The sequence below is a fragment of the Weizmannia sp. WK01 genome (assembly GCF_025905465.1).
In the GTDB taxonomy this organism is placed as follows: domain Bacteria; phylum Bacillota; class Bacilli; order Bacillales; family Bacillaceae_C; genus Weizmannia; species Weizmannia faecalis.
On record NZ_CP109616.1, the window covers coordinates 141,513 to 165,578 of the forward strand.

Here is a 24,066-nt window from a genome sequence, read left to right on the forward strand (position 1 = left end):
TTACATGCTACGTATTGACCCAAACAAACTTGAGTTAGAAGAACGTGTTGTTACGATTAACCGCGTTGCCAAAGTGGTAAAAGGGGGACGCCGTTTCCGCTTTTCCGCACTTGTCGTTGTTGGCGACCGGAACGGACATGTCGGATTTGGAACCGGCAAAGCGCAGGAAGTGCCGGATGCGATCCGCAAAGCTGTTGAAGATGCGAAGAAAAATCTTGTTGAGGTACCGATTTCGGGCACAACGATTCCGCACGAAGTTGTCGGCCACTTCGGTGCAGGCAAAATCTTGCTGAAACCGGGTTCCCCTGGTACCGGTGTTATCGCCGGCGGCCCTGTCCGTGCGATCCTTGAACTTGCGGGTATTGCGGATATTACGTCCAAGTCGCTTGGTTCAAACACACCGATTAACATGATCCGTGCTACAATGGACGGCATTAAACAATTGAAGCGTGCGGATGAAGTTGCGAAACTGCGCAATAAATCTGTCGAAGAATTATTAGGTTAAGGAGGGAACGCTCATGGCAAAATTGAAAATCACCCTCACCCGCAGTGTCATCGGCCGCCCGCAGGATCAGCGCGAAACGGTAAAAGCGCTCGGCCTGCGCAAAGTCAACCAGACTGTTGAGAAAGAAGACAATGCTGCAATTCGCGGCATGATCAATAAAGTGTCCCATCTTGTTTCCGTATCGGAACAATAATTTTCGATTTTAAGATAAGGAGGTGCAACCATGAAACTTCATGAATTAAAACCTGCAGAAGGATCCCGTAAAAAACGCAACCGTGTCGGTCGTGGTATTGGTTCCGGCAACGGAAAAACAGCCGGCAAAGGGCACAAAGGTCAAAACGCTCGTTCCGGCGGCGGTGTACGCCTCGGTTTTGAAGGCGGTCAAACCCCGTTGTTCCGCCGTTTGCCAAAACGTGGTTTTACGAACATTAACCGTAAAGAGTATGCCATTGTGAACCTTGACGTTTTAAACCGTTTTGAAGACGGCACGGAAGTAACGCCTGCTCTTTTATTGGAAACAGGTGTCATCAGCAAGGAAAAATCGGGTGTAAAAGTGCTTGCAAACGGCAAACTTGAGAAAAAATTGACCGTAAAAGCACATAAATTCTCCTCTGCTGCCAAAGAAGCCATAGAAGCTGCCGGCGGTACAGCCGAGGTGATTTAATGTTCAAGACAATCGCCAATTTTATGCGTGTGGGTGAGATAAGAAATAAAATTATTTTCACCCTCCTCATGCTGGTCGTATTCCGCATAGGAGCCTTTATTCCTGTTCCTTATGTGGATGCTTCCGTTTTGGATGCCTCCACCCAAAACGGTTTAGTTGGTTTTCTAAACACTTTTGGGGGCGGTGCGCTGAAGAACTTTTCCATTTTTGCAATGGGCATTATGCCATATATCACATCTTCCATTATCGTGCAGCTTTTGCAAATGGATGTTGTGCCGAAGTTTGCCGAGTGGGCAAAACAGGGTGAAGTGGGGCGTCGTAAGCTGAATGAGTTTACACGCTATTTTACGGTTATCCTGGCTTTGATTGAAGGCTTCGGCATGTCATATGGCTTTAATAATTTGGCGCAAGGGGCACTGATTACGAAGTCCGGTTTCTGGACGTATTTGATCATCGCACTTACGCTGACAGCCGGCACCACATTTTTAATGTGGCTTGGCGAACAAATTACGGCCAAAGGTGTAGGAAACGGGATTTCCATTTTGATTATGGCCGGCATTATTGCCGGGATTCCGACAGCCATCAACCAGATTTACGCGCAGCAAATTGAAAATGCCGGTTCCCAGCTGTTTTTGAAGATTGTTTTGCTGGCTTTTCTTGCATTGATTATTCTGGCCATTGTGGTCGGAGTCATCTATTTCCAGCAGGCATCGAGAAAGATACCGGTCCAGTATGCCCAGCACATTTCCGGCAGGGCAACAACCGGCAGGCAGTCAACGCATTTGCCTTTAAAGGTCAATGCTGCCGGGGTCATTCCGGTTATCTTTGCGATTTCGTTCATTATTGCGCCGCAGACGATCGCTTCGTTTTTCGGTTCCAGCAGTGTGGCAAGCACCATCCAGTATATTTTTGATTATACAAAACCGGTCGGAGCTTTGATTTATGTGGCGTTGATTATCGCTTTCTCGTACTTTTACGCATTCGTACAAGTCAATCCGGAGCAGCTTGCCGACAATTTAAAGAAACAAGGCGGCTATATTCCGGGGATCCGCCCGGGCAAAAACACACAGCAATATGTCACTTCGGTTTTATACCGGCTGACATTTGTCGGTTCGATCTTTCTTGCTGTGATTGCCATTCTGCCTGTCATTTTCACGAATGTCATCGGGCTCCCGGCTTCCGCCAGAATCGGCGGCACAAGCCTGCTCGTTGTGATCGGGGTTGCGCTTGAAACGATGCTGCAACTGGAAGCACAGCTTGTTAAACGCCATTACAGAGGCTTTATCAAATAAAAATGGTTTCGTTTTTTTGAGACCATGTCAGGAATAAGGGGGCTGTACGATGAATCTAGTGTTAATGGGCCTTCCCGGAGCCGGTAAAGGGACTCAAGCCGAAAAAATCATTGATAAGTATGCCATTCCTCACATTTCCACCGGAGACATGTTCCGGGCGGCAATAAAGGAAGAAACGGAGCTGGGGCTTAAAGCCAAGTCCTTTATGGACAAAGGCGAACTGGTCCCTGACGAAGTAACGATCGGGATCGTGCGCGAACGGTTAAGCAAGGATGACTGCAAAAATGGCTTCCTGCTTGACGGTTTCCCGCGGACGGTTGCCCAGGCAGAAGCTTTGGAAAATATTTTAAGCAGCCTTGGCAAACAGCTTGACTATGTCATCAATATTGAGGTGGACCGGGAGATTCTGACAGAGCGGCTGACCGGCCGGAGAATCTGTGAACATTGCGGTGCGACTTACCATCTCGTGTTTAATCCGCCAAAAACGGAGGGCGTTTGCGACAAATGCGGCGGCCCGCTGTACCAACGGGCGGACGACAACGCAGAAACTGTCGGGAACCGGCTCGATGTCAATATGAAACAAACCCGGCCGCTACTGGACTTTTATGAGGAAAAAGGCTATTTGCGGAATGTAAACGGCCAGCAGGATATTCATCAAGTTTTTGCGGATATCGATCAATTGCTGAGCCAACTGGGTTAAACGTGAACGACTTGGTGAATTCATGAGAGCCGCAATCACGTTGGATGGAAACCACCTTTGGAAGTTTTAACCGGCCGGCTTTTCGGCCATGTCCTGACGGTAAAAAACTTTTCAAGTTTGATGCAATTTCCGCTTAAAAAGGTTATAATGGTTTTCGTGGCATTTTCACCGCTGGATATTTCACGGGTGAAATGACGGCTCTGTTTTATTGGCGATTTGCTTCATCCGTTAACTTGTAATCAATAGATGAGGAAGGCGGCTTCCGTTGTCAGGATTGCCAGTAAGCGTCATTCGAACGTCTCTCATGCAATTCAATTCTGTGCAAATGGCTTTCGTTCGTTCACATGTATGCCGGACATGGGATTGGTCAAGACTGACATGAAAGAACCATGTAACCTTGGGAACGTTTATCAGCTCTTGCCGGCCCCTCGGATCAGCCGGTTTACGTGAATATGCAGCAGGCCGACCGCTTCCTGAAGAGGGAGTTTTGGCGAGCCTGATCGTTTTAAGGTTTTGGAAAAGTATCATTGCCAGGTCCTAAATGTTAGGAGGAGGGAGAAAAGTTCGATGGCGAAAGATGACGTTATTGAAGTTGAGGGCATTGTGAGCGAAACTTTGCCGAATGCCATGTTTAAGGTAGAATTAGAAAATGGTCACACTGTTCTTGCACATGTGTCGGGAAAAATCCGGATGAACTTTATCCGCATTTTGCCGGGTGATAAAGTAACAGTTGAACTGTCTCCGTATGATTTGACCCGCGGTAGAATTACGTACCGCTTTAAATAATGTAGATACACGGCTTTTTCGGTGAAACGGAAAGTCTGCCTGGGGAATCTGTTTGGAAAAAAGGTACCGGGCTTGTACTCCGTATATTAAGGAGGGTAAACCATGAAAGTTAGACCATCTGTGAAGCCGATCTGCGAAAAATGCAAGGTTATCCGCAGAAAAGGCAAAGTAATGGTAATCTGTGAAAATCCGAAACACAAACAAAAACAAGGATAAATTTGAAGGAGGTGCACCTGTATGGCTCGTATTGCCGGTGTTGACATTCCACGTGATAAACGTGTTGTTATTTCTTTAACATACATTTACGGAATTGGTAAATCAACTGCACAAAAAATTCTTGCTGAGGCCGGAATTTCTGAAGATACACGCGTCCGCGACTTAACAGAGGATGAAGTAAACAAAATTCGTGACATCGTGGACAGGCTGAAAGTAGAAGGAGACCTTCGCCGTGAAGTTTCTCTGAACATTAAACGCCTGATGGAAATCGGATCTTACAGAGGTCTCCGCCACCGCCGCGGTCTTCCTGTTCGCGGGCAAAACACAAAAAACAATGCCCGTACACGCAAAGGCCCGCGTAAAACGGTTGCCGGTAAGAAGAAATAATAAGCAAAGGAGGTTGTTCATATGGCACGCAGAACAAATACGCGTAAACGCCGCGTAAGAAAGAATATTGAATCAGGAGTCGCTCATATTCGTTCCACTTTTAACAATACAATCGTTACGATCACGGATGTGCATGGGAATGCTGTTGCATGGTCCAGTGCCGGTGCGCTCGGTTTCAAAGGTTCCCGTAAATCAACGCCGTTTGCTGCACAAATGGCTGCTGAAACAGCCGCGAAAGCATCGATGGAACATGGGATGAAGTCTTTGGAAGTAACTGTAAAAGGACCTGGTGCAGGCCGTGAAGCCGCCATCCGTGCCCTGCAGGCTGCCGGGCTTGAAGTTACAGCCATTAAAGACGTAACACCTGTGCCGCATAATGGTTGCCGCCCGCCAAAACGTCGCCGTGTCTGATTTTTTTTGTATAGATTTTGTATCCTTGTCAATAATGGGATATGATGCATAATCTGCAAAAAAAATGATTTGAATGATCCAGTTGTTATGCATAATAGGGAATTTTGCATGGGGAATTTCGAATAGGGCTCTTTCTGGGGTGCTATACGGGGTTTCGACGTTTTGAAGGAGGGTTAATTTGAATGATCGAAATTGAAAAGCCAAAAATTGAAACGGTTGAGGTCAGCGATGACGCTACTTATGGCAAGTTCGTCATAGAACCGCTTGAGCGTGGATATGGTACTACTTTGGGTAACTCCTTACGTCGTATCCTATTATCCTCACTCCCGGGTGCCGCTGTCACTTCCATCCAAATCGATGGCGTGATGCACGAATTCTCGACAGTTGAAGGCGTTGTTGAAGATGTGACCAGCATTATTTTGAACCTCAAAAAGCTGGCATTAAAAATCTATTCCGATGAGGAAAAAACGCTTGAGATTGATGTTCAGGGAGAAGGCGCTGTGACAGCAGCCGATATTACGCATGACAGCGATGTGGAGATTTTAAATCCGGATCTCTATATTGCGACGGTTGCCGAAAACGGGCATTTGCGTATGCGCATGACCGCCAACCAAGGCCGCGGCTATGTTCCTGCTGATCAAAATAAGCGGGAAGACCATCCAATTGGTGTCATTCCAATAGATTCTATTTATACCCCGGTTCAACGCGTGAACTACCAGGTCGAAAATACCCGGGTAGGGCAAATCAGCAATTATGATAAGCTCTCACTGGATGTCACGACTGACGGGAGCATCGGCCCGAAAGAAGCAATTGCTTTGGGCGCCAAAATTTTAACCGAGCATTTGAACATCTTCGTCGGACTGACAGATGAAGCACAAAATGCGGAAATTATGGTGGAAAAAGAAGAAGACCAGAAAGAAAAAGTGCTTGAAATGACAATTGAGGAACTTGATCTTTCAGTCCGTTCTTATAACTGCCTGAAACGTGCCGGCATCAATACCGTTCAGGAACTGGCCAATAAAACGGAAGAAGATATGATGAAAGTCCGGAATCTTGGCCGCAAGTCCCTTGAAGAAGTCAAAGCAAAGCTCGAAGATTTGGGCTTAGGTTTGCGTAAAGACGACTGAGCCGGTTAGAAGGCAAAGCGATTAATCCAACATAAGGGAGGGAACTTCATGCCTTACAGAAAGTTAGGACGCACAAGCGCCCAACGTAAAGCATTACTGCGCGATTTGGCAACAGACCTTATCATTAATGAACGTATCGAAACAACTGAAGCACGCGCAAAAGAATTACGCTCAGTTGTTGAAAAATTAGTTACGCTTGGAAAACGCGGTGATCTTCATGCCCGTCGCCAGGCTGCTGCATTTGTACGCCATGAAACAGCTGACGAAGAAACAAAACAGGATGCTGTTCAAAAATTATTCTCGGTCATTGCAGAACGTTACGCGGATCGCCGGGGCGGCTACACCCGCATCTTGAAAGTAGGCCCGCGCCGCGGAGATGGTGCACCGGTTGCCATTATTGAATTCGTTGAAAAAGAAAAGCAAGATCAGAATCAAGAGCAAGATCAAGAGCAAGTAAACGAATGATTTTCTTGAGGGCTGGACAGTTGAAAGGTTCTTAACTGCTTCTTTGCCCTTTTTCTATCTTTTTTCGGTTTGTAATCGCAGACTTTGCAGCGCTGGGATGGTCTGTACTTGCGAAACCCTTTCGTTTATGTGTGATGCAATAAACTGTGAGTGTTACGATGGGCGCATTTTGTGCCCGTCTAGCTCTTGCACCCCTTTTTATTTCTGTGCGCCGGATTGTTAACGTCTACACTGAAGAGGGGTGCAGGCTTTTTTATTATGGGGATATTTTACCCGCCAAACTGCACGACAATACGGTAAAATATAAATACAAGCAAACGGGCGAAACATTGGTTATCATCGTTCGGAAGAGAAGCCGTTTGTAAACGGGCTGTTGCTGACGCGTGGCGAGGCGCATAAAGGCTGGGTAAACACCCAAGCAACTTTGCGGTGCCGCCATCAGGATGGAAATGAAGTTGAAGAGAATAGCGAAGGATTGCTTAGCATGTTTTAACCGTGCTAAAAAGCAGGTTACAGAGGAGGAATCCGGCATTGGCAGACAGCACGAACGTGATCATTGACATCGACCAGGTTTCCTTCCGTTACCCGGAACAGGAAACGTATGCACTAACAAATATTTCTTTTCAAGTTTATAAAGGCGAGTGGCTGGCCATTGTCGGGCATAACGGATCCGGAAAGTCTACGCTGGCGAGGCTCTTAAACGGCTTGCAGTTTCCCGGAAAGGGCACGATAACGGTTTCCGGCCTCAAGTTGTCGGATGAAAATGTCTGGGAGATCAGAAGGCGCGTCGGCATGGTGTTTCAAAATCCCGACAACCAGTTTGTCGGTACAACCGTTCAGGATGATGTCGCATTCGGGCTGGAAAATCACGGTGTGCCGCGTGAGGAAATGGTGAAACGCGTCCATGATGCCTTAAAGCGGGTGCGGATGTCGGACTTTCTGGACCGCGAACCGCACCATTTATCAGGCGGGCAAAAACAACGGGTGGCGATCGCCGGGATCATCGCGCTAAAGCCGGAAGTGATCATTTTGGATGAAGCCACGTCCATGCTCGATCCGGTCGGCCGCAAAGAAGTGCTGGAGACGATTCGACAGCTGAAACAAGAAGCAGGGCTGACCGTCATTTCGATTACCCATGATCTTGAAGAAGCTGCCCAGGCGGAACGGATGATCGTGATGAACCGCGGCGAGGTCTACCGGGAAGGCACACCGCGTGACATTTTTCAAATGGATGAGACATTGACTGCGCTTGGCCTTGATATTCCGTTCCCGGTCAAAATGGCAAAAGCGCTAAAAGCAAGGGGCTTGGACTTACCGGAAATTTATTTAACAGATGAAGAATTGGTGGATGCACTATGGACATTGCATTTGAACAAGTAGAATACCGGTATCAGCCGAATACGCCGTTTGAAAGGCTTGCACTCTATGACATTTCCCTCGCCATCCCGTCCGGCCGCTATATCGCCGTGATCGGGCATACCGGCTCAGGTAAATCGACGCTGCTGCAGCATTTGAATGCCCTGCTTCAGCCGACAAAAGGAAAAGTAACAATCGGCAGCCGGGTGATTGAAGCCGGAAAAAAGGAAAAAAACTTGAAGGCGATCCGGCAAAAAGTCGGGATTGTGTTCCAGTTTCCTGAACACCAGCTGTTTGAAGAAACGGTGGAAAAAGACATCTGTTTCGGCCCGAAGAATTTCGGCGTTCCGGAAAAAGAAGCGAAACAGCGGGCGAGGGAGCTCATCCGGCTTGTCGGGCTTTCAGAAGAGATTCTTGCAAAATCGCCGTTTGACCTGTCAGGCGGGCAAATGCGGCGAGTTGCCATCGCTGGTGTGCTTGCGATGGAACCGGACGTGCTTGTGCTGGACGAGCCGACTGCCGGGCTTGATCCGCGCGGGCGCCACGAGATGATGGGCATGTTTTACGAATTGCACCAGAAGAAGCATTTAACGACTGTGCTTGTTACCCACAGCATGGAAGATGCCGCCCTATATGCCGATGAACTCGTCATTTTGCATCAGGGGAAATTGATGAAAAAAGGCGCACCCCGTGACATCTTTTCCGATCCTGGATTGCTTGAAAAATGGGGATTAAGCGTGCCGGAGATTGTCCGCTTCCAGACGATGCTCGAGGAAAAAACCGGTATGAAGTTCAATAAGACATGCCTGACAGTGGAAGAACTTGCGGAAGCATTGCAATCGGTTTTGAAACGGGGTGGGCGCGTATGATGGAAAAAATGATTTTCGGGCGCTATATTCCGGGCGATTCCGTCATTCACCGGATGGATCCACGTTCAAAATTGATTTTTGTATTTGTCTTTATTTGTATTGTATTTTTGGCCAATAATGCGGTCACCTACGGGATTCTGGTAATCTTTACCTTGCTTGTGATGCTGGTTTCAAGAGTTCCTGTCCGCTTTTTTATTAAAGGGTTATTGCCGATTTTATGGCTGGTCATTTTTACTTTTTTTCTGCAGCTATTTTTCAATCGCGAGGGCAGCCTTGTTTTCCATTATGCATTTATTCATATTTATAGTGAAGGGATCCGGCAGGGTGTGTTTATTTCGCTCAGGTTTATGCTGCTGATCTTTTTAACATCGCTTTTGACGCTGACGACAACGCCGATTTCGCTGACAGACGGGATTGAAATGCTGCTTGCGCCGCTCCGGAAAGTAAAATTTCCGGTCCATGAACTGGCATTAATGATGTCCATTTCCCTGCGGTTTATTCCGACATTAATGGACGAGACGGAAAAAATCATGAAGGCGCAGATGGCCCGGGGTGTCGATTTTTCCGGCGGGAGTATAAAAGACCGGGTGAAAGCCATTATTCCTCTATTAATTCCGCTGTTTGTCAGTTCGTTCAAACGTGCGGAAGAGCTGGCAACGGCAATGGAGGCCCGGGGTTACCAGGGCGGGGAGGGGCGGACGAAATACCGCCTGCTCGTCTGGCGTACGGCTGATACGCTGTCCATTTGTGCGCTGGCCGTCGTTATTGTCCTGCTCGTGCTGTTCCGTGACGGGGGGATTTTATGAAGCGCGTAAAATGTACGGTCAGTTACGATGGTTCCCGATTCGCGGGGTACCAGGTCCAGCCGGGGCAGCGGACGGTCCAGCAGGAAATTGAAAAGGCGCTGGCCACTCTTCATAAAGGCCGCCACGTGAAAACGGCGGCTTCCGGAAGGACGGATGCCGGCGTGCACGCGATGGGGCAGGTGATCCATTTCGATACGGATCTTTCTATTCCGGAAACAAGCTGGCCGGCCGCTTTAAACAGCCTGCTTCCAGGCGATATTTCGGTCTCGAAAGCGGCATATGCGGACCCTGCTTTTCACGCCCGCTACTCGGTAAAAGAGAAGGAATACCGCTACCGGATCTATTTTTCTCATGTCCGCAGTCCGTTTAAGCACCGTTACGCGTTAAGGGTCTGGTATTCGCTTGATATCGAGGCGATGGAAGCAGCAGCTGAGACCGTGCTCGGCACCCATGATTTTACGAGTTTTTGTTCAGCGAAAACAGAGGTGGAAGACAAGATTCGTACGTTAAAAGAGATTCGGTTTTTGCAGCAGGACGATGAATTGGTGATCTGTTTTAAAGGAAACGGTTTTTTATACAATATGGTACGGATCTTAACCGGCACTTTGCTTGAAATCGGAAGTGGCAAACGCGACCCCGGTGAAATGCGCGAAATCCTTGAAAAACGGAACCGGATTTATGCGGGCAAAACCGCGGCGCCGGAAGGGTTGTATTTATGGAAAGTATCTTATTGACGGAGCATGAATCCGCATGATCAAAAGAAGATAAAAACAACCGGGCCAGGCGTAACATTCACTTGACATTCTTGCCCCAAAACGATATTATAACCTATGGTATTGTTTTTTAACTCCACGATAAGCCCCGGAAACTTATTGTGATAATGACAATAGATCATGACTGTGTTTTTGTGAATATTTTTTAGGAGGGTAACTCATGCGTACGACTTATATGGCAAAAGCAAACGACGTTGAACGTAAATGGTACGTAGTGGATGCTGAAGGCAAAACCCTTGGGCGCCTCGCTTCTGAAGTGGCATCCATTTTACGCGGCAAACATAAACCAACTTTCACACCGCACGTGGATACGGGCGATCATGTGATCATCTTGAATGCTTCTAAAATAGAATTGACAGGCAAAAAACTGGAAGACAAAATTTACTACCGTCACAGCCAGTTTGCAGGCGGTTTGAAACAACGTACAGCAGGCGAAATGCGAACGAAATATCCGGAAAAAATGCTGGAACTGGCTATTAAAGGCATGCTTCCGAAAGGTTCTCTTGGACGCCAAATGTTTAAAAAATTACATGTGTATGCTGGTACAGAGCATCCGCATGAAGCACAAAAACCGGAAGTTTACGAACTTCGCGGATAATTTTAAAAGGAGGGCATTATTTTGGCACAAGTACAATACGCCGGAACTGGACGCCGCAAAAGTTCTGTTGCACGTGTCCGCTTAGTTCCTGGAAATGGCAATATTACGGTGAACGGGCGTGATGTAAAAGATTACATTCCGTTCGAAGCTTTAGTTGAAGTGATTAAACAACCATTGAATATAACAGAAACAAACGGCAGCTACGATGTTCTCGTAAACGTAAGAGGCGGCGGTTTCACAGGCCAAGCTGGCGCAATCCGCCACGGTATTGCCCGCGCATTGCTGCAGGCTGATCCTGAATACCGTGCAGTGTTAAAACGCGCAGGCCTTCTGACACGTGACGCCCGTATGAAAGAACGGAAGAAATACGGTCTCAAAGGCGCTCGTCGTGCACCTCAGTTCTCGAAACGTTAAATTATTGGCACTTCAAAGGCTCTCTTCACTTATGTGGGGAGGGTCTTTTTTATGTCCAAAAAAACCCGTGACCACATGTGACGCAGCAAATGCAAAAAGACTGTTATAACAATAAACTTCCGTACCGAAAAGATTCGAGAGGAGATAGTTCATATCTTAGATATTCAAGCAATACTGGGACAAGTTGCTCCTTGTAGATTGAAAAGGGTGATCCGGCATAATTTACCGGATTGCAACGTATGAATATATTAGTTTGAAGTTTATTTGTGAAGGGTGATCACATGGATGAAGCAACAAACGACAGGAAGAAAGTGAGCGTGAATAGAAAGGATGAGCAACTAGAACAGTTCCGTGTTAACAATGTAGGTAAGAAACTTACAACCAATGAGTCAGTAAAGATTTCAAATGATGAACAGACTTTAAAAGCTGGAGTCCGCGGCCCTACATTAATGGAGACTTTTATTTTTTTGAAAAACAGATGCATTTTGACCATGAACGGATACCGGAAAGAGTTGTTCAAGCAAGAGGTTTCGGGGCACATGGAGAATTTGAATTGTATAGATCAATGAAACAATATACAAAAGCTTGCTTTCTACAGAAACCCGGGGAAAAGACACCCGTATTTGTTAGGTTTTCCAACATGCAAGGAAATAAAGGCTCAAGTGATACGACATTGGGTCCACGCGGCTTTTCAATCAAGTTTTATACAAGGGAAGGGAATTACGATTTATTAGCGCTCTCATTCCCTGTATTCATTCTTAACGATGCCTTTAAGTTAGCGGATGCGATACATGCGCTTAATCCGGAGCCACATAATGATATCCCACAAGCCTCACCCGCTCATGATCATTTTTGGGATTTTGTTGCGAATAATCAATCTTCTGCTCATTTCATTATGTGGGCAATGTCTGATCGAACCGCTCCCAGAAGTTGGCGAATGATGCAAGGGTTCAGTATTAATACCTTTCGATTTGTAAACGATGATGGAAAAGCTACTTTTGTAAGATTTCATTGGAAGCCTGTCCTTGGCGTTCATTCATTACTAATCGATGAAGCGCAAATTATTGGTGGGGTGGACCCCGACTTCCATCGAAGAGACCTGTGGGAGTCCATTGAGCTTGGAGCTTACCCTGTATTTGAATTAGGTGTACAAATGATTGATGAGGATGATGAATTTAAGTATGGTTTCGATATTTTAGACCCTACCAAATTATGGCCGGAAGAAATGGTTCCCGTAGAAATTATCGGGAAAATGACATTAAATAAAAATGTTGATAATTTCTTTGCGGAGGTAGAACAGGTAGCGTTTAATCCAGCAAATGTGATCCCAGGAATAGATTTTTCCAATGATCCGGTTTTACAAGGCAGATTATTTGCTTATCGGGATACACATATGCACCGACTTGGCGGGCCAAACTTCAATGAAATACCGATCAATCGTCCCATCTGCCCGGTTCACAATAACCAGCAAGGCGGGTATATGCAACAAAAAATCAATGTTGGAAAAATAAACTATCATAAAAATTCCTTAGCGCATAATACTCCTGCCACTTCCAGTCCGGCAGAAGGAGGTTATGTGCATTACAAGGAGAAGGTAGAGGGGCACAAGATTAAAGCGGAAAGTAAATCGTTTAAAGATTACTTTTCGCAGGCCAGACTGGTTTGAAATAGTATGTCGTCTGTTGAGAAGCATATTACACAAGCATTTTGCTTTCAGCTCGGAAACGTGAAAAGCCAATCAGTTCGCCAGCAAGGCGTTGATATGTTTGCCAATGTTGATGAAGGTTTGGCAACCACTATTGCTGAATATGTTGGTGTGAATCGTCCGAGCGGGGTGCAAGTTCCAGTTACAGCAAGTTCCCCGGCTCTTAGCATGATGAATACGCCAAAATATCCATATTCGCTTAAAGTGGGCGTTCTGATCGGCAATCATTTTAATGGGAAAGAGGTAAAAACTGTCATTGGTCTTTTGCGGAAATATGGTGTTTTTATCGAATTTGTTGGCGAAAAGTTTGGAACGGTGACAGGGACAGATGGCACGAAATTCAAAGTGAATAAAACATTTCTAACAACAAATCCCAACCTGTTTGATTCACTCTATATCGTTGGCGGAAGTTCCGGAAATGAAACAAGGTTCAGTCAGGATATCATGCGTTTTGTAAGTGAAGCATACAAATATTATAAACCGATTGGTGTTGCAACAACTGCACATACTTATATTAAAGCAACAGAGAAGAATAACTTACTCGGGGTCGTTTTTGCCGCAAATAATCCTTACTTCGGTGAGGAGTTTGTCTCTGCTATCGCTCAGCAACGTTTTTGGAATAGAAAATAATATGGTTATTTATATGGGGGCACGCTCGTTCTAGCATCTCCTGAATAATAATTGAGCATATAAATATTTTGTAAAGATGATAAAATTGATAATCCTTCGACTACATTTTAAACATCAACGATAAAAAAACAGCAAAGCCGCCGTAAGCAGCGGCTTTGCCCTCTCTCCCGCCATTATGGCACCAGTTCTTTTATTTCCTTCCCGTCCACAAAGAAAGGCGCAGGCACGTTCATCATCCGGTAAAGCGTCGGGGCAATGTCGATTAAAGAAAGCCGGCGCGATACCTTTTTATGCGGAATGTCCTTTCCGTATGCAAGCAGAACCGGGCGCAGATCACTCCTTTCCGGGTTGCCACCGTGGTTTCTAAGTTCGGACGGGGCATGGAAAGAGGAAGAGATGTCCGAATCCATCATGTAACCTCTCGCTGCGACAAGCGTCACATCACCGGCATGCGGGTGGTGAAACCACTCACTTTTTTTGCTTTGCGCTTTGATCACGGACTCGTACGGCCGGGCCGGGTCATTTTTTACCGTATCATACAGGGACGATACCGTTTCTTTTGTAGTGGACCAGCTGCTATGCCCGTTTGTTATGCCTTGCCACCAGTCCGAAAGATAGAAACCCGCCAGTTTGGATTTTGAAGCAAGGATGCGCGGGTCGCGGACAGACGAAAAGATTTTTGCCACCTCCTGCTGCACATTCCCGTAATCTTGTTTAGAAACAATTCCGCCTTTCTTACTTCCTTTCAAATTGATGTAGACATGGGCCATCGTGCCAGAAGCAACTGCATACGATTTTGTCCGGTTCAAATCAATTTCTCCGTTTTTCTTTAAAACAAGCAGACCGTGTTTTTTAAGCTCGTAATTCGGAGAGAGCCCAGTGTGCATCGGTTCCATGCCGTGGTCTGACACAACAAACAATTTGTCATTTTCCCCAAGTGACTGCAATGTTTTTCCAACTGTATGGTCGGCCAATTGATACGCCCAACGGACCCGGGCCGCATATGTTTTTGCTTTTTTATCGGAATAGCCGGACTGGCGCGGGTCTGTTGACAAATAGGCATGTTCTTCATGGTCGATTTGCGGCTCATAAAACATGAGCAGATCCGGTTTATAGCGATCCTTAATGAATAAGGAGACATTTTGCACCCATTGGGCAAAGCGGGTGGAGATGTCTTCATATTCTGTCCGGGTAATCCAGCCTTTTTTGAAGGCAGCCAAGTCTTCATCCACAGGGAAAAATCCGAACAGGCTGTTTATCGTTTTGGCAAAATCCCCCGGTCCCTTGATTGATGCAGATGTGACCGCTGTCCGGTACATTTCCGCTTTCGACAGGGTGCGGTCGGTTTTTTTCATCTTGAACCAGAAGCCGGCCGGTTGATGATTTTCATTTAACGTGAAACTGCCCCATTGATTGACACCCACTCGCGCATCTTTATCTTCAATCGTTTTGTTGTCCGAAAAATAGAAAAGGTCATACGCATCATGGTGAAGAGCGGCAGCCAGCACATGAATGGTCCGGTTCTTTGCTCCCTTAAGTTTTAACCGGTAAACGGCTTCTTTTAGCGGTTTCCGGCTTTTCGGGGCATTGTTCCATCCTTTGGCGGGACGGAATGTAAGATGGACAAGGTCACTTTTTGCAAAAGTATCCTTGTAATAGATGGCGTAATCGGCATGCGCCTTTGAAACTTCCGGGTTGGAGCCGGGAAAGCAGATCGTCGCCGTCACTTTTCCGTGTTTCCGTCCTTCAGACCAGATGGCCGGGACGTCCAGTGCAGACCAGAAGGCGTCCTCTGTTTCCGTCAGTTTAAAATTTTTATTGTGAAATGCGTTGCTGACCAGGCCGGTTTTCTCCGGTTTGGCCCCTGTTGCAATGGAAGCATGGGAGGCGGCGGTGAGGGACGGATAAACCGCTGTAATGTCTTTGGCATCAAATCCATGCTTCATAATTTTGTTTAAATGCGGCAGTTCCTTTTTATGTTCGTGGACATAATCGTTTTTCATGCCGTCAAAAGACACGACAACAATGGTCCCTTTTTCAGATGCAGCCAGGGGTCGGCCCGGAACAAGCGCACAAAGGAGGGCGGCCGGCAGGATGTACTGAAGCAAACGGCTGAATCGTTTCATGGACCTTCCTTCCTTCCTTTCTTATATGTACTGTCAGCATTCTATTTTCCCTTGATGGCTGCAGGTAAACAAAGCGCGGAAACAGGGAAGCTAAGGCACTGGCTAACTTGTTCATCATTTTTTAAGCATCTTCATAATGGAATTGCGATCTCCGCCAGCGGCAACTTAGGACCCATTCTCCATCCGAACTTACGGATTAAAGCGGATCATTTTTTCACACGAAGAACGGTTTGATCATACACTTGATTGTCACTTTAAATTGCCGGCACCTTTCATTTGCCATAGCTGGAAGACGAAACGAAGCTGAGGCAGAAAATCAATCTTTTCTTCCCCCGGCACTGCAAACAAGCCTTGACGATTTGATGCAGCGTGTAGACATCACGGAGATACTTGCTTGCCCTTGAAGGAAGTCTTTCAGTCCAGGGCATATCATGAGCGGTCGAGAAGCTATACCAGGATTATTTAAATGATTACGGCGAGCTGTACCGTGATCCGCCAAGATCTGCAAAAAAATAAATGCAAAAATAATCTGTTTAATGCTAAAATAAATATTACGGAAGTATTCCAATTGTTTTTATAGGAAAAATGCAAACGAGTGGAGGAAATTGGAACATGGCTTTTTCAACGAGCATCCCGCACGGCGGTATATTGGTAAACCGGGAAAACCACAGTGCGGAAGCTTTAAAACAGGCAGAACAATTACCGGCATTAACCGTTTCCGACTGGAGCATCTCCGACCTGGAACTGATCGGTATCGGCGGCTTCAGCCCGCTGACCGGGTTTATGGGGAAGCAGGATTATGAAACGGTTGTGGAAAATATGCGGCTTTCAAACGGCCTTATCTGGAGTATTCCGATCACGCTTCCCGTAACAGAAGAGGAAGCGGAAAGGTTTGAAACCGGCGAAACGCTCGCATTAAAAGGTGCAGACGGCGTGATCTACGGCACGCTCACACTGGAAGAAAAGTATACAGTGGACAAAGAACGGGAAGCAAGGCTCGTGTACGGGACAACCGACCCGGCGCACCCCGGCGTTAAACGCTTATATGAAAACGGGGATGTGTATCTTGCAGGGCCGGTTACGCTTTTAAACCGCCCGAATCATGACGAGTTTGCCGCTTATTATAAAGATCCGAAAGAAACAAGGGCATTGTTCGCATCCCTCGGCTGGAAAACGATTGTCGGCTTCCAGACGCGCAACCCGGTCCACCGCGCCCATGAATACATTCAGAAAAGCGCGCTTGAAATCGTTGACGGGCTGCTTTTAAACCCGCTTGTCGGCGAGACAAAAAGCGATGATATTCCGGCGGATATCCGGATGGAAAGTTACGAAGTGATTTTGAAACATTATTATCCAAAAGATCGTGTGCGCCTTGTTATTTACCCTGCCGCCATGCGCTATGCAGGCCCGCGGGAAGCAATCCTGCATGCGCTCGTCCGTAAAAATTACGGCTGCACCCATTTCATTGTCGGCCGGGACCATGCCGGTGTCGGCGATTATTATGGGACGTATGAAGCACAGGAACTGATCAGCACTGTGGAGCAGGAACTGGGCATCACCATTTTAAAATTTGAGCATGCGTTTTACTGCACGAAATGCGGCAATATGGCCACAACGAAAACCTGTCCGCACGGAAAAGAAGACCATATTCATTTGAGCGGGACAAAAGTGCGCGAAATGCTGCGCGCCGGCCAAAAACCGCCGAAAGAATTTTCCCGGCCGGAAGTGGCAGAAGTGCTGATCAAAGGGATGAAAGTGCACAATTAAACGTCCGCAAATCATAAGGAGGGAACCGGCCGCATGGCGAAAGCAACCAATATCACATGGCATGAAACCCAAATTAAAAAAGAAGACCGCCGGAGGTTAAACGGGCACTCCAGCGCAGTCCTCTGGTTTACCGGGTTATCCGGGGCGGGGAAATCCACGCTGTCCGTCGCCGTTGAACAGGAACTCCACGGGCGGGGGATCCGCACGTATATCCTCGATGGCGATAATATCCGCCACGGGTTGAATAAAAATCTCGGGTTTTCCCCGGAAGACCGGAAAGAAAATATCCGCCGCATCGGAGAGGTATCAAAACTGTTCGTGGATGCCGGCGTAATGGTGCTGACGGCGTTCATTTCACCGTACCGTGCTGACAGGGACATGGTGCGCGAACTGGTCGAAGATAATGAATTCGTAGAGATTTACGTGAACTGCCCGCTGGAAGAATGTGAACAGCGGGACCCGAAAGGCTTATACAAAAAAGCCCGCAATGGGGAAATACAAAATTTTACCGGTATAGATGCCCCTTATGAAGCCCCGGAACATCCGGAACTTGTCGTGGAAACCGACAAACAGCCGTTGGAACAGGCTGTCGGGCAGGTGATCCGCTTTTTGGAAGAAAAAGGGTACATCGAAAAGTAGCCGGTCTTATAAACGGCAAACGTGCAGCAGGTGCAAAACCTTGCTGCACGTTTTTCTACATAGGGATGTAAGATTATGCAACAAAATGCTGGAAATATGCAAAATCCTGTTTTCATCCGGAATTTTTTGTGCTATGGTATGGACGTTGTGATTTATTTTAACCAGATGCGTATGATAGATAAATGGAGATGAACATACGATGGCAACACAAAAATCCGGCCTGAAACGGCGTTTAAAGGCGCGGCATCTGACCATGATATCACTCGGCGGCTCGATCGGGACCGGGCTTTTTCTCGGAAGCGGCGCCGCGATTTACCAGGCGGGCCCGGGGGGAGCGCTGCTTGCCTATTTGGTTATCGGTGTGATGGTCTATTTTATTATGACAAGCCTCGGGGAACTGGCTTCATTTATGCCGACAAGCGGGGCATTCAGTACGTATGCAACCCGCTTTATTGATCCGGCGCTCGGTTTTGCGCTCGGCTGGAATTACTGGTACAGCTGGGCCATTTGTCTTGCAGCGGAACTGTCGGCATCGACGCTGGTCATGAAATTTTGGTTTCCGCACAGCCCCAGCTGGTTGTGGAGCGGCCTGTTTTTGCTCGTGATTTTTCTTTTGAACATTTTGTCCGTGAGAGGCTATGGCGAAGGAGAGTACTGGTTTTCCTTTGTCAAAGTGGCGACCATTATCCTTTTTATTGTTACCGGCTTTTTGATGATATTTGGCATATTGGGCGGGGCACCGGCCGGCTTTAAAAACTTTACAATCGGGGATGCGCCTTTCCACGGTGGTGCGCTTGCCGTGCTTGGCGTGTTCATTACAGCCGGATTTTCATTCCAGGGGACGGAAATTGTCGGCGTTGCAGCCGGGGAAAGCGAGAATCCGCGCAAAAACGTGCCGAAAGCAATCAAAAGCATTTTCTGGCGCATTTTGTTGTTTTATGTCCTTGCAATTCTTGTCATCGGGCTGATTATCCCTTATACGACAAAAAGTTTGCAAAGTACGGATGTAATGGTGAGCCCGTTTACGCTTGTCTTTAAAAAAGCGGGGCTTGCATTTGCTGCATCCCTGATGAATGCGGTCATTTTAACGGCTGTGCTGTCGGCGGGAAACTCGAGCCTGTATGCTTCCACAAGGATTTTGTATGCAATGGCCCATGAAGGCCAGGCGCCGAAGTTTTTCGGCAAACTGAACAAACGCGGTGTGCCGGTCGCAGCCCTTGTTGCCACGGCCATTGTCGGCGCGCTTGCATTTCTCGCATCCGCATTCGGGGACGGCGCCATTTATATCTGGCTGTTGAATGCAGCGGGCGTCACGGGCTTTATTTTCTGGCTCGGGATTGCCGCCAGCCATTACCGTTTCCGGAAAGCGTATCTCGCCCAGGGACGTTCACTTGACGATCTCCCTTACCATGCGAAATGGTACCCGTTCGGCCCGATTTTTGCGCTGATTGTCGGCGTGATCGTTATTCTTGCGCAGGATTATCAGGCATTCCTCGGCGGCCGTATCGACTGGATGAGCGCCATTGCCGCGTATCTCGGCATCCCGCTTTTTGCCATCATGTGGCTCGGCTACAAGCTCGTAAAGCGGACAAAAGTCATCCCGCTTGAGGCATGCCGGATTGATGACCGGGGATTTGACCAGGAGCCGGAGCATACTGAAAAAAAGGATGCGCGCTCCTGAGCGGTGTGTTGGCTTAAAGCGCGCGCCCATGTTGCGATATCGATTCCTTGTTTGGAAATCATTATAAAGTATCGACGCCTCTACGCCCGCGTACAATACCGGTAAGGAGTGGGTAGAGATGAATGAAGTCATTACCACCCTGTCTGCGAAAAGACGGGAGAGGCAAATGAAGGCGGAACGCAATTTGCTCCGCGAACTGCCGGTTGAAGTGCTGAAGAAAAGCTTCCAGTCCCATTTCGGTTCGTTCCGGATCAACGGGGGAGCGTGGATGGAGCAGGGGATCGAAGAAGGGTGTTACGATGTCGCCATTGAAGCCTATTTATTGGGCGGCCATTACAGCCGGTTCGGGTATTACGGCGAGCCGGCCGAGCAGGCAAAGAAACGGTGCGAAACCGAATTAAAGCATATTACAGATACTCTGTACAATTTTTGGCTTTATTGGACATTCGGCAATGATACGATGCAGGAGTCCATTTACTATACATGCGAGCAGTTTGCCGACTACTTTTGGTCTTACGGCTTTAAAAAAGGCGAACAAAGGCGGAAACTGCGGCTTCATTAGGGGATGCCCGTTTGCGGCTCCCTTTTTTGCAGTTCTATTTTCCTCCCTTGTCCCATAACTTTTCAATAAGGACAGGGAGAGGGAGATTGTGATGAAACGGAAAATCAAAATTGCGGGGTTTCTGCTTGGTGTCACCCTTTTATTTTTACTTGTGCAGTTTGAGTTTTTCCAAAAAGATACGTGGCGCCCGTGGAATCTGCCGCTTTCCGGGAAAATCATCTATCTGGATCCGGGGCACGGGGGGCCGGACGGCGGGGCAACGGGAGATGAAGTGCTGGAAAAAGATGTTGCCTTAAGTGTGGCGGCCAAAATCAAAGACTATCTTCAGCAGCAGGGCGCGCTTGTTATTATGACGCGCGAAACGGATACAGACCTTGCTGATAACGAGACAAAGGGCTACAGCCGCCGCAAAGTGGAGGATTTAAGAAAAAGGCTTTCCCTGATCAACGAGTCGGAAGCGGATCTTTTTATCAGCATCCATCTGAACGCCATTCCGCAATCACAGTGGCACGGCGCCCAGACTTTTTACGCCCCGACTATGATTGAAAATAAAAGGATCGCCACGTTTATCCAGGCGGAGCTGGTCCGGAATCTCGAAAATACAAACCGGGCTTCCAAAACATTGTCTAATGTGTATTTGCTGAAGCATGCGAAAAAACCGGGCTGCCTTGTGGAAATCGGGTTTTTGTCCAATCCCGGGGAGCGGGAGCAATTAAAATCCGATGCGTACCAGACAAAGGTGGCGGCATCCATTTATGAAGGGATTATGCGCTACTTTACAAAAGAAAAGGACTTAAAGAACTGACAAGCATCCGGAGCCGTTCCAGCGCAAAACACTGCCATTGTATGGTATACTGGAATCAAGCTGGAAACGACTTCATTTTAAGGATGGTGTAGAAAATGTTGACGGAACAACAGGTTTACGACGTGTTAAAAGGGTTTGAAGATCCTTTTTTACATAAAACGCTGGAAGAAACAAAAGGGATCCTCGAAATCAAAATCAAAGAAGAGATCCAGCATGTCAGTGTCAAAGTAGCGATTGCCAAAACTGGTACAAGCGAACAGCTGCAGCTGCAGATGGCCATTGTGAAAGCATTGAAGGGGATTGGCGCGAATACAGTCGGCATCCGTTTCGGCGAACTGCCGAAAGAAACGCTCGACCGGTTCCGCGATTTGTTGCAGGAAGACAACAAAAACCCGCTCGGCTCCGCCAAAACGGAATTTATCGCCATTGCAAGCGGCAAGGGCGGCGTTGGGAAATCGACCGTTTCCGTCAATTTGGCGGTTGCACTCGCCCGCCTTGGGAAAAAGGTCGGCCTGATTGATGCCGATATTTACGGATTCAGCGTGCCGGACATGATGGGCATTATGCAGCGTCCGGTTGTCCGCGGAGAAAGAATTATCCCGGTGGAACGGTTCGGGGTCAAGGTCATTTCGATGGGCTTTTTTGTAGAAGACAATGCGCCGGTGATCTGGCGCGGGCCGATGCTTGGCAAAATGCTGAACAATTTCTTCCATGAAGTGGAATGGGGCAACCTCGATTATTTGCTGCTTGACTTGCCGCCGGGCACCGGGGATGTGGCGCTCGATATCCATTCGATGCTGCCGCGCTGCAATGAGATTATCGTGACAACCCCGCATCCGACTGCGGCTTTCGTTGCGGCACGGGCCGGCGCGATGGCACTCCGGACGGAACACAATTTGCTCGGTGTCATTGAAAATATGGCTTATTTTGAAAGCAAGGTGACCGGCGAACGCGAGTATGTATTTGGTCGCGGCGGCGGGGAAAAACTTGCCGAAGAATTGCGGACCGAAGTGCTCGGTCAGCTCCCGCTTCAGCAGCCGGACTGGAATGAACATGATTTCGCGCCGTCCATCTATGCCGAAGACCACCGGCTCGGAAAAATTTATACGGAAATCGCACAAAAAATTGTGGACAAGCTGAAAAAATAAATGTGGAAAGCGGCGGAGCCAAATCCCGCCGCTACTTTTTGTCTTTCATCGTTTTCGCCGCTTTCAGCAGACTGTCTTCCATTTTCGCTTTAAAAGCCGGGTCATTAAACGTATCGATGACAACCTCCTGCATGGTTTTCCGCATTTCTTTGCTCTTTAGCATCGTTTGCACTTCTTTTTCGTAAGCCGGGTCTTTTAAAATATCCATCATCATTGCCTGGTAATCCGGATCCTTCATCAAACTTTTCAACAGCGCTTTGTTTTCAGTTTTCATGCTGTCTGCAACCGCGGCGGCAAATTTCGGATCCTGCATGGCTTCTCTCCAAAAAGCCTTGCCTTTATCGGAAGTTAATGTTTGTTCGATCGCTTCTTTCATGTACGCCTTGTCAATGACCAGATTCTTTTTCATTCCGTCGCTTGTAATCACGTCCTGCAGCGCTTTTTTTCCTTCATCGGTTTTCAATATGTCAATGACCATTTTTTTCGTCTGGTTATAATCCGCTTGCCCGCCTGTTGAAGCCTCGCCCGAGCAGGCTGTAAGGGCAGCGCAAAGGCTGATCAGGAGCAAAACGGTTCTTGGTTTCATGCTTTTGGCTCCCTTCTTCATTCTATCTTTAATATGTGAAGTTCTTTTCGGATTATGCGCTCGGCGGGGAGGCTTAAAAGCACTGGAATTTTTTCCCGGGACCGGAGCCTGATCGTGCTACAGCTCTGCAAAAACCGGCTTCATCGTGCGGATTGGTAAAACAGTACAGTTGGGAAAGCCGGCATGATGTGCTGGATTTTTCTCATGATTCTCTGTTACAATAAAGGTACTTTAAAGGCAAAGGGGGATGGGGATTGACAAGCCGGAACTGGGTTCGTTTCTTTTTTGCCGCTCTTGCCATCGGAGGGGTGTCAGCCGGGATTCTCGGGTTTTTCGTCCGCTGGCCGGAAATGGCGCCTTATTTTGCACATGCGGATCTTTTGTCCATCGCTGGCGCGTTTTTCTGGTTTGCGGGGTTGGGCTTGATTTTCAGTCTTGTCAGTCAGGTAGGTTTCTTCGCCTGGTTAACCGTGCACCAGCTCGGGCTTGACATTTTCCGTTCGCGGCTTGTTTGGCAGGCCATTCAGCTTGTTGCAGCCTGTTATGTACTGTTCGATTTTGTGTACTTCCGCGCGGATACCCGCCAGTCCCTGCTGTTTGCAGCACTGATCCTTGTGTCCGCGTTTGTGGCGGCAGCTGCTAAGACGAAGCAGGCAAAAAGTGCAGGGGCTTTTATTCCTGCCTTGTTTTTCATGGTGGCAGTGACCATTCTCGAGTGGGTGCCAGCTTTGCGTGTCAATAGCATATCCTCGCTTTATCTTATGCTTTTCCCGCTTCTCATCTGCAATGCTTACCAGCTGCTTGCGCTTCCACATTTTTTAAAGCGCTCCCAAAAGGAAAAAGAGGAAAAAGCAGCATTGCGCAAGATCGCAGAAGAAAAGACGGCAAACTAAAACCGGAGCCTGATGGGGTATCCGGTTTTTGCTGTCTGGGCAGTAAATGCATAAAAATTTTCTCAGCTGGCAATAGACACGATAACAGTGGGAACGCTTGAAACGCCCGCGGCCCATGAAAAAAGCAATAGAAGAGTCCATGGCTTCTGCTCCAT

26 protein-coding genes and 1 pseudogene are annotated in these 24,066 nt (G+C 47.6%); 25 read left to right on the top strand and 2 right to left on the bottom strand.

Features of this window, described 5'->3' with window-relative positions:
* Positions 1 to 4 precede the first annotated feature (4 nt).
* From rpsE to OF158_RS00805, 18 genes and pseudogenes are all read left to right on the top strand, one after another.
* Complete coding sequence (gene rpsE / locus OF158_RS00720; protein ID WP_014096491.1) at positions 5 to 505, top strand: 30S ribosomal protein S5; 501 nt, start codon at positions 5 to 7, stop codon at positions 503 to 505.
* A gap of 13 nt (positions 506 to 518) precedes the next feature.
* On the top strand, positions 519 to 698 hold the full coding sequence (gene rpmD / locus OF158_RS00725; RefSeq protein WP_014096490.1) for a 50S ribosomal protein L30: 180 nt from the start codon (positions 519 to 521) through the stop codon (positions 696 to 698).
* A gap of 30 nt (positions 699 to 728) precedes the next feature.
* The gene (rplO, locus tag OF158_RS00730) at positions 729 to 1,169 is read left to right on the top strand and encodes a 50S ribosomal protein L15 (RefSeq protein WP_013858097.1); all 441 of its coding nucleotides are present in this window, start codon (positions 729 to 731) and stop codon (positions 1,167 to 1,169) included.
* On the top strand, positions 1,169 to 2,461 hold the full coding sequence (gene secY, locus OF158_RS00735; protein ID WP_014096489.1) for a preprotein translocase subunit SecY: 1,293 nt from the start codon (positions 1,169 to 1,171) through the stop codon (positions 2,459 to 2,461). Before rplO ends, secY begins: the two co-directional genes overlap by 1 nt.
* 49 nt (positions 2,462 to 2,510) lie before the next feature.
* On the top strand, positions 2,511 to 3,161 hold the full coding sequence (locus tag OF158_RS00740) for an adenylate kinase (protein WP_014096488.1): 651 nt from the start codon (positions 2,511 to 2,513) through the stop codon (positions 3,159 to 3,161).
* Between the two features lie 567 nt (positions 3,162 to 3,728).
* A complete protein-coding gene (gene infA / locus OF158_RS00745) occupies positions 3,729 to 3,947 on the top strand; it encodes a translation initiation factor IF-1 (protein ID WP_013858101.1) in 219 nt (72 codons plus the stop codon).
* 102 nt (positions 3,948 to 4,049) lie between these two features.
* The gene (rpmJ, locus tag OF158_RS00750) at positions 4,050 to 4,163 is read left to right on the top strand and encodes a 50S ribosomal protein L36 (RefSeq protein ID WP_003156543.1); all 114 of its coding nucleotides are present in this window, start codon (positions 4,050 to 4,052) and stop codon (positions 4,161 to 4,163) included.
* A gap of 21 nt (positions 4,164 to 4,184) precedes the next feature.
* Positions 4,185 to 4,550 (top strand): 30S ribosomal protein S13, encoded by a 366-nt coding sequence (gene rpsM / locus OF158_RS00755; RefSeq protein ID WP_013858102.1) that lies wholly within the window; start codon positions 4,185 to 4,187, stop codon positions 4,548 to 4,550.
* Between the two features lie 21 nt (positions 4,551 to 4,571).
* Complete coding sequence (gene rpsK, locus OF158_RS00760) at positions 4,572 to 4,961, top strand: 30S ribosomal protein S11 (protein ID WP_013858103.1); 390 nt, start codon at positions 4,572 to 4,574, stop codon at positions 4,959 to 4,961.
* Between the two features lie 182 nt (positions 4,962 to 5,143).
* Entirely contained in the window at positions 5,144 to 6,088 is a 945-nt protein-coding gene (locus OF158_RS00765; RefSeq protein WP_014096487.1) for a DNA-directed RNA polymerase subunit alpha, read from the top strand.
* A 48-nt stretch (positions 6,089 to 6,136) separates the two neighbouring features.
* Complete coding sequence (gene rplQ, locus OF158_RS00770) at positions 6,137 to 6,553, top strand: 50S ribosomal protein L17 (RefSeq protein WP_014096486.1); 417 nt, start codon at positions 6,137 to 6,139, stop codon at positions 6,551 to 6,553.
* A 531-nt stretch (positions 6,554 to 7,084) separates the two neighbouring features.
* Positions 7,085 to 7,933, top strand: coding sequence for an energy-coupling factor ABC transporter ATP-binding protein (locus OF158_RS00775; RefSeq protein WP_014096484.1), 849 nt, complete (start codon positions 7,085 to 7,087; stop codon positions 7,931 to 7,933).
* Positions 7,909 to 8,778: an energy-coupling factor ABC transporter ATP-binding protein gene (locus OF158_RS00780; protein WP_014096483.1), complete on the top strand. Its 870-nt coding sequence runs from the start codon at positions 7,909 to 7,911 to the stop codon at positions 8,776 to 8,778. Before OF158_RS00775 ends, OF158_RS00780 begins: the two co-directional genes overlap by 25 nt.
* On the top strand, positions 8,775 to 9,584 hold the full coding sequence (locus tag OF158_RS00785) for an energy-coupling factor transporter transmembrane component T family protein (RefSeq protein WP_014096482.1): 810 nt from the start codon (positions 8,775 to 8,777) through the stop codon (positions 9,582 to 9,584). Before OF158_RS00780 ends, OF158_RS00785 begins: the two co-directional genes overlap by 4 nt.
* Positions 9,581 to 10,318, top strand: a complete 738-nt coding sequence (truA, locus tag OF158_RS00790; RefSeq protein ID WP_035182950.1) for a tRNA pseudouridine(38-40) synthase TruA — start codon at positions 9,581 to 9,583, stop codon at positions 10,316 to 10,318. The genes OF158_RS00785 and truA overlap by 4 nt, the downstream gene beginning before the upstream one ends.
* A 199-nt stretch (positions 10,319 to 10,517) precedes the next feature.
* Positions 10,518 to 10,955: a 50S ribosomal protein L13 gene (rplM, locus tag OF158_RS00795; RefSeq protein WP_026684511.1), complete on the top strand. Its 438-nt coding sequence runs from the start codon at positions 10,518 to 10,520 to the stop codon at positions 10,953 to 10,955.
* A 21-nt stretch (positions 10,956 to 10,976) separates the two neighbouring features.
* Positions 10,977 to 11,369 carry a 30S ribosomal protein S9 gene (gene rpsI / locus OF158_RS00800; RefSeq protein ID WP_013858111.1) on the top strand — a complete coding sequence of 131 codons (393 nt, stop codon included), beginning with the start codon at positions 10,977 to 10,979 and terminating at the stop codon, positions 11,367 to 11,369.
* 281 nt (positions 11,370 to 11,650) lie between these two features.
* Positions 11,651 to 13,704, top strand: a pseudogene (locus OF158_RS00805) (catalase).
* Positions 13,705 to 13,877: 173 nt separating this feature from the next.
* On the opposite strand, the gene OF158_RS00810 reads toward OF158_RS00805, so the two are convergent.
* Positions 13,878 to 15,830: an alkaline phosphatase family protein gene (locus OF158_RS00810; RefSeq protein ID WP_035182948.1), complete on the bottom strand. Its 1,953-nt coding sequence runs from the start codon at positions 15,828 to 15,830 to the stop codon at positions 13,878 to 13,880.
* 612 nt (positions 15,831 to 16,442) lie between these two features.
* On the opposite strand from OF158_RS00810, the gene sat reads away from it, so the two are divergent.
* The 6 genes from sat to OF158_RS00840 all read left to right on the top strand — a co-directional run bounded on the left by sat (position 16,443) and on the right by OF158_RS00840 (position 22,432).
* Positions 16,443 to 17,597, top strand: a complete 1,155-nt coding sequence (sat, locus tag OF158_RS00815) for a sulfate adenylyltransferase (protein ID WP_019722045.1) — start codon at positions 16,443 to 16,445, stop codon at positions 17,595 to 17,597.
* Positions 17,598 to 17,630: 33 nt separating this feature from the next.
* Positions 17,631 to 18,236: an adenylyl-sulfate kinase gene (cysC, locus tag OF158_RS00820; protein WP_035182946.1), complete on the top strand. Its 606-nt coding sequence runs from the start codon at positions 17,631 to 17,633 to the stop codon at positions 18,234 to 18,236.
* A gap of 199 nt (positions 18,237 to 18,435) precedes the next feature.
* A complete protein-coding gene (locus OF158_RS00825; protein WP_014096474.1) occupies positions 18,436 to 19,917 on the top strand; it encodes an amino acid permease in 1,482 nt (493 codons plus the stop codon).
* A gap of 118 nt (positions 19,918 to 20,035) precedes the next feature.
* Positions 20,036 to 20,479 carry a YbaK family protein gene (locus tag OF158_RS00830; RefSeq protein WP_014096473.1) on the top strand — a complete coding sequence of 148 codons (444 nt, stop codon included), beginning with the start codon at positions 20,036 to 20,038 and terminating at the stop codon, positions 20,477 to 20,479.
* 91 nt (positions 20,480 to 20,570) lie between these two features.
* The gene (gene cwlD / locus OF158_RS00835; protein WP_014096472.1) at positions 20,571 to 21,284 is read left to right on the top strand and encodes an N-acetylmuramoyl-L-alanine amidase CwlD; all 714 of its coding nucleotides are present in this window, start codon (positions 20,571 to 20,573) and stop codon (positions 21,282 to 21,284) included.
* 95 nt (positions 21,285 to 21,379) lie between these two features.
* On the top strand, positions 21,380 to 22,432 hold the full coding sequence (locus OF158_RS00840; RefSeq protein ID WP_014096471.1) for an Mrp/NBP35 family ATP-binding protein: 1,053 nt from the start codon (positions 21,380 to 21,382) through the stop codon (positions 22,430 to 22,432).
* Between the two features lie 31 nt (positions 22,433 to 22,463).
* Here the strand turns inward: OF158_RS00840 and gerD are convergent, their stop codons facing one another.
* Positions 22,464 to 23,018, bottom strand: coding sequence for a spore germination lipoprotein GerD (gene gerD / locus OF158_RS00845; protein WP_014096470.1), 555 nt, complete (start codon positions 23,016 to 23,018; stop codon positions 22,464 to 22,466).
* Positions 23,019 to 23,272: 254 nt separating this feature from the next.
* Between gerD and OF158_RS00850 the strand changes: the two genes are divergently transcribed.
* Positions 23,273 to 23,911 carry a KinB-signaling pathway activation protein gene (locus OF158_RS00850; protein ID WP_017551211.1) on the top strand — a complete coding sequence of 213 codons (639 nt, stop codon included), beginning with the start codon at positions 23,273 to 23,275 and terminating at the stop codon, positions 23,909 to 23,911.
* Positions 23,912 to 24,066: the final 155 nt, after the last annotated feature.